Source organism: Chryseobacterium oleae, from assembly GCF_900115055.1.
Lineage (GTDB): Bacteria > Bacteroidota > Bacteroidia > Flavobacteriales > Weeksellaceae > Chryseobacterium > Chryseobacterium oleae.
On the sequence record NZ_FOVD01000002.1, the window covers coordinates 234,832 to 247,285 of the forward strand.

10 protein-coding genes are annotated in these 12,454 nt (G+C 37.4%); 5 read left to right on the forward strand and 5 right to left on the reverse strand.

Annotated elements, in window-relative coordinates; all coding sequences use genetic code 11:
* Positions 1 to 100: 100 nt before the first annotated feature.
* From BM143_RS08235 to BM143_RS08255, 5 genes are all read right to left on the reverse strand, one after another.
* Positions 101 to 1,600, reverse strand: a complete 1,500-nt coding sequence (locus BM143_RS08235; RefSeq protein ID WP_090024070.1) for a lipopolysaccharide biosynthesis protein — start codon at positions 1,598 to 1,600, stop codon at positions 101 to 103.
* A gap of 9 nt (positions 1,601 to 1,609) precedes the next feature.
* Positions 1,610 to 2,404 (reverse strand): FkbM family methyltransferase, encoded by a 795-nt coding sequence (locus BM143_RS08240; RefSeq protein ID WP_034730107.1) that lies wholly within the window; start codon positions 2,402 to 2,404, stop codon positions 1,610 to 1,612.
* Positions 2,405 to 3,110: 706 nt separating this feature from the next.
* Positions 3,111 to 3,938, reverse strand: a complete 828-nt coding sequence (locus BM143_RS08245) for an N-acetylmuramidase domain-containing protein (protein ID WP_090024071.1) — start codon at positions 3,936 to 3,938, stop codon at positions 3,111 to 3,113.
* Between the two features lie 143 nt (positions 3,939 to 4,081).
* Positions 4,082 to 5,977, reverse strand: coding sequence for a hypothetical protein (locus BM143_RS08250; RefSeq protein WP_090024072.1), 1,896 nt, complete (start codon positions 5,975 to 5,977; stop codon positions 4,082 to 4,084).
* A 216-nt stretch (positions 5,978 to 6,193) separates the two neighbouring features.
* A complete protein-coding gene (locus BM143_RS08255; RefSeq protein WP_090024073.1) occupies positions 6,194 to 7,795 on the reverse strand; it encodes a hypothetical protein in 1,602 nt (533 codons plus the stop codon).
* A 388-nt stretch (positions 7,796 to 8,183) separates the two neighbouring features.
* Here BM143_RS08255 and BM143_RS08260 point away from each other — a divergent pair, with 388 nt between their 5' ends.
* The 5 genes from BM143_RS08260 to dapB all read left to right on the forward strand — a co-directional run bounded on the left by BM143_RS08260 (position 8,184) and on the right by dapB (position 12,348).
* The gene (locus BM143_RS08260) at positions 8,184 to 9,023 is read left to right on the forward strand and encodes an energy transducer TonB (RefSeq protein ID WP_090024074.1); all 840 of its coding nucleotides are present in this window, start codon (positions 8,184 to 8,186) and stop codon (positions 9,021 to 9,023) included.
* A 164-nt stretch (positions 9,024 to 9,187) separates the two neighbouring features.
* On the forward strand, positions 9,188 to 9,961 hold the full coding sequence (locus BM143_RS08265; protein ID WP_090024075.1) for a ParA family protein: 774 nt from the start codon (positions 9,188 to 9,190) through the stop codon (positions 9,959 to 9,961).
* 69 nt (positions 9,962 to 10,030) lie between these two features.
* Positions 10,031 to 10,921, forward strand: coding sequence for a ParB/RepB/Spo0J family partition protein (locus BM143_RS08270; RefSeq protein ID WP_034730087.1), 891 nt, complete (start codon positions 10,031 to 10,033; stop codon positions 10,919 to 10,921).
* Complete coding sequence (locus BM143_RS08275; protein ID WP_090024076.1) at positions 10,921 to 11,580, forward strand: DUF5683 domain-containing protein; 660 nt, start codon at positions 10,921 to 10,923, stop codon at positions 11,578 to 11,580. Before BM143_RS08270 ends, BM143_RS08275 begins: the two co-directional genes overlap by 1 nt.
* 66 nt (positions 11,581 to 11,646) lie before the next feature.
* The gene (gene dapB, locus BM143_RS08280; RefSeq protein ID WP_090024077.1) at positions 11,647 to 12,348 is read left to right on the forward strand and encodes a 4-hydroxy-tetrahydrodipicolinate reductase; all 702 of its coding nucleotides are present in this window, start codon (positions 11,647 to 11,649) and stop codon (positions 12,346 to 12,348) included.
* The last annotated feature ends 106 nt before the right edge of the window (positions 12,349 to 12,454 follow it).

A 12,454-nucleotide genomic window follows, 5' to 3' on the forward strand; every position in this document is an offset into this window, starting at 1 on the left:
CAGACATGAGACATTACTATCAATCAGCAACTGTCAACTAGCAACCTTCTACACTCATAAACCCTAAAACACTCAAACTCTCCAACCCCGCATCCTGTCCTTATTTAAATTTAAAAATACTCTTGATAAAATTTACATTCAGATAATTCTCGAGTGGGAATACTTTGGTGAAATAATTTCCGATGTAGATCAGGATCAAAACGACAGCCGGTTTGTAAACCAGATTGATGAAATTATTATTGAAAGTAGGCAAAACAATCGCTACTGTAATCGCTAATGTACAAATGATGGAAACAAAAATCATCTCAATGGTTAATGGAGAAACTTTGAAGACAAAGTAATTGAACGCGATCTTGATGACATTATAAGTCGTGAGTGAAATAGCGGTAGATAAAGCGATTCCGATCAGTTTAAGATCTGTATTTTTAATGAAATAATAGTTCAGTCCTATAGTAAGCCCTGCCAGAAGAATCATGACAATGATGTTGAATCTGTAGTATTTTGAAAGTGAAATAATATTTCCGTTAAAGCCTGTTGCCAGATCAATTAAAACAGCAGAACCCCAGATCCATACTACGGGCTCATATTCTCTAAGCAAAGTTCCGTTTTTAGGCATAAATTCCGTCAGATATGGAAAGCCAACCATAATGCATGAAAACAGGACGGCACCTAAAAAATATAAAGATAAAGATGTCTTTTTGTGAAACCTGTCAAGTTCCTCCATATCGCCGTCTGCCAGTGTTTTGCTGATAATCGGAGCTGAGATATTAAAAAGTCCCAGCTGAGGAATAGAAATTAACGAAATCAGAGCGTACAATACAGAGTAAATTCCAACTTCCTCCATTCCCATAAACTCACCAATCATGAAATTGTTGATCGCGAGATAATTACCGAAAGTTCCTAAGAATCCAAAAAAGCTGTAAGCCGCAAATTCTTTATAAAAATTGTCTTTTTTAAAATAGTCTGTACTGAAATCAAGGGTAATTTTTTCCAGCTTATTGGTATAAAAAACATATCCGATAAACATTAGGAAAAACATTCCGAAGAAAAAGAACAATGCCGTTTTCTCGGGTATTGATGAGGCTTCTGTGTATTGGGAAACCAGATAGATGAAGATCAGAAAGGCTCCAAGGTTGGCAATTTTCGGGAAGAGATTGTCGAAAATATTTGAAACAACAATTCTTTTATAATTTGAAATGTATTTATTGAAAATAGCACAAAACGAAAGCATTAAGGTAAGAGGAAGGATGATTTCTTTGATTTTCCAGGCTTTCGTATTCTTAAATCCCGGGAAAAAATAGGGGAGCAGGAAAAAAACACATAAAAATATAATGAAATTGATCAAAACAGCTGCTAATGAAAGCGAAAGCATATTTTGCTTTTTTCCGTCTTTATCTACCTTATTAAAAAATTTTACGTTGGAATAAGAAATCCCGAAAACAACAAAAGGCACGAGTATTTCAGCGGTTGGCATGATGTATCTTAACGTCCCGTAGAACTCAAGATTATTCATGAAAATAAAAATGGAACCGGTACCCAGCAGAAAGCCAATATAACCTATGATGGAATACTTGAACCCCTGTCTCGCTACTACACTCATACTGTTCTTTTAATGGTTTTTTGGCGTAAAAATAATGTTGTTGATATAGCTGGTCTTGTTTTTTTCATCGTTCGTGTTGTGTAGTAAAATCTCTTCCGTCAGGAGTTCCAGCTTAAAACTGTCACGGTTAAGATAGTTGGCTTCATATCCCCAGGTTTTTACTTCAGAAATATCATTCCAGATGGGGTTTTCGTGGTGCCTCTGTTCCATTTCTACCATTAACGTTGGAAGAAACCTTTTGATGATTTCTTTAGCGCCGGATAAGGTCTTCATTTCATTGCCTTCCACATCTATTTTAATGAAATCCAGTCTGTCAAAATGTTCTATAGCAGCCCATTCATCCAGCTTGATTACTTTTACCTTTTCGGTATAGCTTTTCTCTTCGCCTTTTTCTTTGTATGAGGTGTTTAAAGTCCCACGGGAAGCGATTTGCCTGCCATTGATGATCGGAACCTTAAATTCAGCGGTCGTGTTTTCGTCAGAAAGTGCTAAAGGGAATATTCTCATCCTGGGAAAAAGCCTTTTCAGACGTCGGTAAAGCTTTTTGTTGGGTTCAAAACCATAAACATGCTCATGGTTCAGTTTGTTTTCCAGTTGATAAAGAAAAGTTCCAACATTGGCTCCGATGTCCAGTATTACAGCATTTTTGGGAAGGTATTCCTTGATCCATACCAGTTCCGGTTCTACATTCCGCGCCGAAAAATTACTTTTTGTAAGATTGTTTAAATTCTTAAAATATCTTTTCTTGTAAAAACTCGGACTTATATATTGTAGTTTTTCTGCAATTGTTTGGTATAAAGACATCCTTAGTTGTTTGACGAAAAGCAAAGATAAGCAAAAATGTTAAACTGATGTTAAAAAATAATAAATATAACCAATTGATTATCAATTTATAACTTTTAAGTTGTATTTTATAAAAAATTGAATTTTAGAAGATTGACGGTTTGCCGTAAAGACGATTCCTGAATAAGATATTCTGAAATACGATTTCGTGTGATTAATGATAAAATTAAGGCTTGTTTAAATTTATTATCACGATAATGACAGGCTCATAGGTTTACAGAAATGCTTTTTTAACCACAAAAGCCACAAAAGTTTTTAACACTTAAGTTATTTTAAGTTTAAATGCTTTGCGAAAAGAAGCTCACATAAGTTTAATAAAATCAAAGATTTTTATTCAGTATTCTATCCATAAACATCTGTGAAAATCTGTGGAATCTGTGGTTAAAATATCAACCACAAAAGCCACAAAAGTCACAAAAGCTTTACACTTAAGTTACTAGAAGTTTAAATGCTTGCGCATAAAAAGTTCACATAAGTTCTGTAAAAATCAAGATTTTTATACTGAATACTATCCATAAACATCTGTGAAAATCTGTGGAATCAGTGGTTAAAAAATTTAACTGCAAAAGTCGCAAAATCAAAATTCCCACAGCTCACAACTTCAAAAACAACAAATCACTCTTGAAATCCATGTCCCTGCGGGAACTTTAAAAATAAAACTCCTTATTTAATTTTGAGAATATTTAGCATAAGCCTTGGCTAGTTTTTCATCATATTTATTTTGCTTGTAACCGGCTCCGTTATAAAGTTTGGCAAAACCTGCCCAGTTTTTATTTCTGAGATGAACCAGACAATTATTTTTCTCCAGAAACTTTCCAAAAGCTTTCAGATGCTCACCTTCATTGATTTCCATTTGCGAAACGAAATGCTGGACATTCGTGTAGCCTAAGTTTTTAGCATGATAACCCATAATCTGAAAACTTCCCCACGACGCAGAAGATAATGCAGCTTCTTCAAAGCTTGGACTGTTGTCTAGGCTGATCGCCTCATTGAGTCGGTCATATTCTTTCACGCCTCCCTGATAATAGGCTCTCGTCCATTTTGGATAAAGAACATTCTGGCTGTTTGAATTGTAATAGGAATTCGGATCAATGCCTCTTTTCTTGAGTTCGCTCCAGAACACATGGCCTTCAAACAGGATTTTGGGCTTATTGTTGATTAAAAAACCTTTTCCGCTGCTTTCAATTTCATTTACCGCTTTTACGGCAGCTAATTCCAGATCGTATTCTTGAGCAAAATTGATAAGGTCACTTTCTTTTAAGAATTTATCAGTTTGGCTGACTGGTCTTTCATCTTTTTCAAGGAGAACGGCCCAGGTTTTTACCCCAACGATTCCGTCTACGACCAAACCGTTTTTGCTTTGAAAATCCTTTACCGCTTCATCGACTTCCAAAGTGAATGAATCTGAAATCTTAATGCTGTATCCCAGTTGATAAAGAATCTCGCATAGTGTTTGTACTTCCTGTGCTTTTGTGTAATATTTTAAAAGTTTCATGACAATAGTTTTTATTAAATAGTGAATTGTGAATTGTGAATTGTGAATTGTGAATTTTTTTATGATAGGCTTCAATAATTTCATCCTCATCCTTAGTCTTAATCTTAACCTCAGTCTGACATCTGATATCTGAAGTCTGCCATCTAATTAACCGGTATCTTCGGCATCTTCTCACAAATCATCCCGATCAGGAAAAAAGATTTAAATTTCACTTCCTCTCTTTGAAGTTTGTATTCCAAATTGAGAGGCATGGCGCTGGTTACGCTGAAGTTCTGATTTAAAATCGCATAATCATCGATTCTCAGTTCGATACTGTATTCCCCGAGAGGAATCAATTGGTTGATCATCCCTGTTTCATTGCTTTCGATCTCAAAAATCCGGTTGTTATTGGTTCCTTTGATAGAAATGCCACATTTATAGATCGGTTCATTATTGATCTTATCTAAAATCCTGAACTGTACAACAGCTCCGGCAGGCGGTAGCGGAACAGGGATGGGAATTGGTATCGGTGTAGGAATCGGCGTAGGAGTTGGTGTTGGTATTGTTGGGAATTTCGGTCCCCATGAACCCCAGGGTACTTTGATGGGGTTGGCTGGCTGGGGAGTAGGTTGTACCGGACTGGCTCCGTGAGGAACAGGATTGAGGGGGTGTAAGTTTTTAATATTATTGATGATATTTCCCATATTAGTCTTGCCCGCGAAAGATGCATTGACCGTTGTTTTCATGGCTTCTACAGGTTCCGGTTCTACAGCTGTTTTAGCGTTGAAACTATTTATAACTGTTGCTTTTTGGGTTCCTGCAATAGCCGTCTTTCTGGCCATATAATTTAACTGATCAGATTTGATGGTTTTTACATTAGTGATCGCTTTCAGGAACTTCTGATTATTATTTTTATTCACAAAAACCTGCTGCTTCATCACCATCGGCCCGAAATAAACCAGCTGTTCCGAATTGCTTACACTGGCGTTGATTATTGACGGATCTAAAATCACTTTCAGATTTTTAATCAGAATCATGGTTTTTGGATAGGCGGGAAGTTTGAAATCGTTGGAAATGGTCTGCCCGTCTGATATTTTTTTAGGTTCTTTCCATTCAAAATAATCGGAGAGCATGAAATTTTTATTGAACCAGTTTCTTTTTAGATGCACAAAAGAATAGTCTACTTCCACCGCCTGAATCATACTTTCGTCATAATCTATGGATAATATTTCGGAAGGAATATTTTCATTGCTGTTTTTCGCCTCGGAATGAAGTCCCTCCAGTTCAGATTTTTCAATACGCATGCTGTTCCACCCGGATTCATTCTCCATAAAATCATAGGGAATGAAATTAATATCATGAATCGACGAGTTACTGATCACATCTGTCTTCTCAGCAGCTTCAAAGGTATGTTTTGCATTCTGTGCCATGGCGAGATAGAGATCGGCATCAGATGATTTGTTAATTCTTGTCAATTCCTTTTCAATCGTGTCTTTGCTACCTTTTACTTTCCATTCAGAAAAAGCGAGTTCTTTTAAATTGTTCAGGGTTATGAGCCTGTCGTTCCAGTTACTTTTTTCTTCTTCGGTATCAAGTCCATCAAATAGCAGAAGATGATCAGTCACTTTATTAACGGTGTCTTCAAATAATGTTCTGTATTTTTTGTAAGCTTTAAATTCCTTGGTGTCACTGTTTTTAGCATCAAATAAAACGGTGCTCTTGTTGTCGAGAACTTTATCCAGGTTTTCTTCCAGGTTTTTCAGATTGTTTTTGTCCAGAATATCTCTGTAAATATCAAACAGAGAATTGTTCGGGTTCAGATCCCAGAAGTTGGGCGAGATAGGAATGGAATTAAGTTCATAGGCGACATTCTGCTTTTTAATAATCGAAAGCGCTTTTTTCTGTTCATCGTTCAGCAGACTCTGAGGTTTCAGAAGTTCCAGTTCCTCATTATCATAAATTCTAAGTGATGGACAAATCATTGGCAGATCATTCTCCATCGAACTTTGGGACATATAAATGTTCTTAAGCTTCTGGTAGACGGCTACAAAATATTTCATGGTTATAGTTTTTAGTTTAGGTGAATAACCGGCAGAAAAAACTTCTGCCGGCTATTCTTATTGAGAAGGATATATGAAGTTATAAGATAGGAAGAGGGAAAAAGGAGGCTGGAAGTCAGTATTGTACATTCATCCTTTAATGGTTTTTAAAACTAAACCGTGATTGAATCTTGTACTCAATAACTTCCTTCTTCCAGCTTCAGACTTCCTTTCTGCTTATGATTTCCCGTCTGCCCATTTCTTGATCTCCGGATTCGGGTTGGGAGATTTTGGAACGATGTGGCATTTGTAACCGATAATGTAAATTCCTGTAGAAGTAAGCTTTTTGCCTTCCCATTCATAGCTGGATTTTACATTTTGGTTGTCGTAGCTGTAGTTTCCTCCGATCACGAAAGGCCCAATTCCCACAGCGCCACCTGCTGAAACTGATTTTTTAGCTTCCGTATATGCAGAACTGCTGTCCTTGAAGTTGAATGAAACATCTTTTGCGATAATCAGTTCGGTAATGATGGATGGCATTAATCCTTTACCTTTTCCGTCACTGATCATATCGCCGTTCAACGTTTGTGGAGACTGCTCGTGAAGTTTCCAGTATTTGGATTCAATAAACTGTTGATTGAACCAGCCTCTTTCCACTCTTACCTTTCCGATTTTGAAAGAGATATCCATGCTGGTATAATCAGAGTTGATCTGTGTTTTCTCATCTTTCCCTCCGGCTTTTGCCCCGATGGAGAAAAGTCCCATGCTGAAACCGCCTGCAGCTCCCCAGTTGTGAATGGTTTTAGAATAGTCGTAATTGGCTTTCCCTTGTGAGATAGAGATTTCAGGCCATCCTTTTGATTCTCTTAAGGCATTCGCTGCTACGGGAATACATGGAGAATAATTCGTGTAATCTAAAATTCTGGTTCTTTGGCTGTTTCTGAATTCTGCCTGGATTCTTTTCTTAATCACAAGCATATGTTTTTCTTCAATTTCGCTCAGATAATTTTGAATTCTTTCTACAGCTTCCTTGTATCCTAAGGACTGCCATGCTTTTAAAGAGGCGTCTTCACGTTTTTTCATGTTTTTTCCGTCGATGGAAACTTTAGCCATTGCATCAGGATCACCGTTGTCAGCGGCTGTTCTGATTTCGTTGTTGGCATCTACAATATCATAATACTTCATCTGGTACTCTACATATTTAGCATAAGTAGGCGCTACAAAAGTGTGGATCAGTTCTGGCTTGTTAAAGTCGTCTACCGGAGCATTCTCATCAAAATCTGGGTTTTTTACCTTTTTGATTTTGAATAGTTTATCTCTCAGAGAATCCAGTTTTTTTTCTGTTTTTTTGTCAAAATCGGTGTCTACCACGACAGACCATTGTAATAGATCCTCGTATACTTTCGAAACTCTTTTTTGAGAATCATTCATAATGGTAATTGCTCTTCCTTTTCCGTCTGAAGTAAGTGGTGGAAGCTGAGAAGGAATGGCATCGGTCATTGCAGCGAACTGCTCCATCTGAAGATATTTTTTGAATTTGCTGTTGGATAATGCAGTCTGATAAGCTTCCATATCCACTTTCGGATTTCCGTTCGCGTCAAGGATTGGCTTTCCTGTTCCGTCCAGCATGGGTTTCGGTGAAGGTGCATCTCCGAAAAGTCCGTTCAGGGCATAATCGAAAGTATCTTCAGAAAGTGTAATCCCTACCGGATCAAAGGCGATGAAATCATCAGTTCCTAAATGTTCAGGATTTCCTCCGTTGGTTACCGTGTCATAAACCTGCTTTAAAAGCATGCTCATTAATGAATTTGTTTTGGCTTCTTGAGTTAAAGTTGGCATAATTATAAGTTTTTAAATTTTTCTTTGCTTACTCTTTTTGGTTTTCAGCATCCCCTTATTTTCTATGGTACAAATGTATTTCAGTCCTGGAATAAATTCAACAGTGGTTTTCCTGTTTTTTAATGTGGTTTTTACTGTTTTTCAATTTATGTTGTGTATTTTATAAATAACAGTGATTTTTCTGAGGATAATAAAATGTCGGAAGAATAGGTTTTGAATATTTCCCATGAAGAAGAATGTTAAAGTTTACATATTGTTATAATATTTTTTAAAATATTGATGTTTTGATAAAATTTTGGCAGATGTTTTGATATCGAAACAATACTTATCGATAAGAACACCTAAAACTAATAATCACTGATTTTAACAGTTTAAATATTTAATAGTGATGAAACACCTAAACCAAAACCAGGAATTTCGTTTCAACGAAGTTCTGTTCGAGCACCGAAACAAAGAGTACGGTGCCTATGCATTAAGAAATGAATCAGATAGAATATTGACCAAAGCACTTTTTGTGGGGGTAAGTTTATTGGCTGCTATTTCAGTGACTCCTTTTGTAATTTCAGCATTTCAGACTCATGAAGTTGTAAACGATGGAGGGTTTATACTTCCGCCGCCAGTGTACATTGAACCTGATCTACCGAAAGAGCAACCTGCAGAAATTGTAAAACCACAGGTTATACCTGAAAAAGTTAAAACCTATGTTGAAACAGTGCCGGAACCTATAGCAAATGTTACCAATGAACATATTGTAAAAAAAGTAGAAGGAGCCATTGCAGGACCAGTAAACTCTACAGAAGGAGCTATTGCAACAACAAGTTATCATCCTGTGCTTCCTCAAGCTGGAACAGGGCCGGCAGTACCTTATATTCCACCAACTCCACCAGCTCCAAAAGTGGATGACAATCATGTTGCCACTAATGGAGAACTAAGTGCTGAAGCCGTATTTTCAGGAGGGATTGATTCATTCAGAAATAAAGTGATCAATAAATTTGACGGTTCAGGATTTGACGGAACCGGAGAAACAATGAGAACCGTAATTACTTTTATCGTTGAAACAAACGGAACTATTTCCGGAATTAAAGCTGATGGTAAAGATGCTGATTTTAATAAAGAAGCCATCAGAACCATTAAAAGTATTGGAGGAACATGGAAGCCTGCTAAAAATAAGCAAGGAGAAACCGTTAGAAGTTATTTCAAATTTCCGATTTCGATGAACTTTGAATAGTTGATGAAAAACAAATCTTGATAGTTATCCACAAAGAATTTTTTTTGTGGATAATTTTTTTTATCGCTAAAGTGTTTATTAACAATATTTTAACTCAATTTTGAATTTCGCCACTCATCGAGAGCAAAGAAAAAAGTGTATTTTTGAAACCTAAAGTTCTAATAATGGCAAAAATCATAGGTATCGCTAATCAAAAAGGAGGAGTTGGAAAAACTACCACAGCTGTAAACTTGGCGGCAGCATTGGGGGTATTGGAAAAAAGAATATTGATCATTGATGCCGATCCGCAGGCTAATGCAACCTCGGGGCTTGGTGTGGAAGACGTTCAGTATTCTACCTATAATCTTCTGGAGCACAGCGCAGATACAAGAACCTGTATCAAAAGAACCGCAACTCCCAATCTGGATATTATCCCTTCGCATATTGACCTGGTAGCAGCAGAAATTGAGCTCGTGGACAAAGAAAACCGTGAGTACATGCTGAAAAAAGCATTGGCAGAAGTAAGAGATGATTATGACTATATCATCATCGATTGTGCACCGAGTTTAGGACTTATTACAGTAAATGCGCTTACGGCAGCAGATTCTGTGATCATCCCGATTCAGTGTGAGTATTTCGCATTGGAAGGGTTAGGAAAGCTTTTGAACACGATAAAAAATGTACAGAAGATCCACAACAAAGATCTTGGTATCGAAGGACTTCTTCTTACCATGTACGACAGCCGATTGAGATTATCCAATCAGGTAGTGGAAGAAGTGAATTCTCATTTCCCGGACATGGTTTTTGAAACCATTATCAGTAGAAATGTAAGATTAAGTGAGGCACCTAGTTTTGGTGAAAGTATCCTGAACTACGATGCAGAAAGTAAAGGTGCTATCCAGTACATTCAGCTTGCAGAAGAAGTTTTGCTGAAGAACGAAAATTTAGTAAAAAATTAATTTAATAATAAATGGATCCTAAGTGAATGCGCATCATCACTTATTAATTATCATTTATCAATTATATCTATGAAGGACAAAAAAAGAGCTATGGGACGTGGTTTGGGCGCTATTCTAAGTGCTGAATCCAAAGCGAGTATCAACTCCGCTACCGATGAAGGAGCAGATAAGTTTGTAGGAAATATCGTAGAGGTAGCCCTGGAAGATATTTATCCGAATCCGACCCAGCCGAGAACTTATTTTGATGAAAAAGCATTAAACGAACTTGCCCTGTCGATCACAAACTTAGGAGTAATCCAACCGGTTACTTTAAGAAAAGACGGCGAGAAATTCGAGATCATATCAGGGGAAAGACGTTACCGTGCCAGTAAAATTGCCGGACTTCCGACGATTCCTGCTTATATCCGTTTAGTGAATGACCAGGAGCTTCTGGAAATGGCTCTTGTTGAAAATATTCAGAGAGAAGATCTTGATGCTATCGAGATCGCTTTGACTTACCAGAGACTTTTGGATGAGATTGGTCTTACCCAGGAAAACCTGAGCCAGAGAGTAGGGAAGGACAGAAGTACCATTACCAACTCGATCAGACTCTTAAGATTGAATCCGGATATTCAGAACGCGATCAGAAGCGGTGAAATCTCTGCCGGACATGGAAGAGCTATCATCAGTCTCGAAAGTGAAGAACATCAGCAGATTCTATTTGACCTGATCATCAAAGAAAAACTCAATGTACGTCAGGCTGAACAGGCTGCGACCGCATTGAAAAACCCTAAATCACCGGCAGCGAAAAAAATAAATGCTGAGCTTTCCAACAACTTTAAGAGAGCCCAGAAAACAATCGCTGATATTTTAGACGTAAAAGTAGAGATCAAAACCTCCGGAAACGGTAAAAAAGGTAAAATAGTCCTGGACTTCAAAAATGAAGAAGAACTGGAGTATATTTTATCCCATATTAAATAATGAAGAAAATATTTTTCACATTTTTTTTGTGCACTTTTGCTTTCGCTTATTCGCAGGTAGTTCCTGGCGATACAGTTCGTATGGGACCTCTCGCTAAAGACAGTGTTGCGGTGATCACTAAGCCCTCAAAGCCGGCAAAACCTGTGAAAACAGAAGCTAAGATCATAGAAGATCTTGAAAATGCAAACGGACCCACAAAAAAAACAATTAAACTGAACCCAACAAGAGCCGGACTGTATTCTGCAGTGTTTCCGGGGCTTGGGCAGTTTTACAACAAACGATATATTAAAATCCCTATTGTATGGGGTGCTGTAGGTGCGGGAGTAGGTTATGCACTCTGGAGCAACAACCAATACAAAAAATATAGGGAATATTATGTGGCAAAACTTAATGGTACGCCTAATGAATTCGTAGACAGTCATCCGTGGCTGGATAAAAAAGCGTTAGGAAATGCTCAGGACAGATCAAAAAGACAGCGTGATTATGCCATTGCCATCACGGGTCTGATCTATATTCTGAACATTGTAGATGCCGTGGTAGATGCCCATCTTTACGAAAGCCGTCATGATCCGGATCTTAGTTTTACACCTACCGTGATTCAGGATCAGTATGGATTTTCTACTCCGAAAACAGGCTTAAGTTTAAGTTATAGATTTTAAAACAGAATTGTAATAAAATTGATACGAGCCATAAGGTTTGTACCATAATCATAAATAAGATATCACATGAGAATAGCATTAGTTGGATACGGTAAAATGGGGAAGATCATTGATGAAATCGCACAGAAGAGAGGTCACGAAATCGTTGCCCGCCTGAAAGAAACTCCAACCGCTGAAAATCTTAATAATCCGGACGTAGCTATTGAATTTTCATTGCCGGAAGTGGCTTATGATAATATCAAAGCATGTCTTGAACATAAAATTCCGGTAATCTGTGGAACCACAGGTTGGCTGGAGAAAAAAGAAGAAGTTGAAAAAATGGCTGTTGACAACGATAGCGCGTTCTTATATGGTTCCAATTTTAGTTTAGGTGTCAATCTTTTTTTTGCCCTGAATGAAAAAGTAGCGGATATCATGAAAAATGTGGATGAATACTCTTGCCAGCTGGAAGAAATTCACCACGTTCACAAAAAAGATGCTCCCAGCGGAACGGCAATTTCCATTGCTGAAGGTATCATCAAAAATAATCCTAAATTTAACGCCTGGAAACTGGAAGAAACGCAAGGAAAAGAATTGGGAATATTTGCCATTCGTGAAGATGAAGTTCCGGGAACCCACAGCGTTTATTATAAAAGTGAAGTAGACGAAATTGAAATCAAGCATACTGCCTTCAACAGAAACGGGTTTGCACTCGGAGCTGTAGTCGCTGCAGAATGGATTAAAGACAAAAAAGGAAACTTCACCATGAAAGACGTTTTGGGGCTTTAATTTGTAACAAATTCTTTAAATTGCAGACCAATACAAGGGAAATGATGGATAGTAAATTATAAATAGCAGAACGCTGGAATCATTTATTACTCATCATTTATCATTT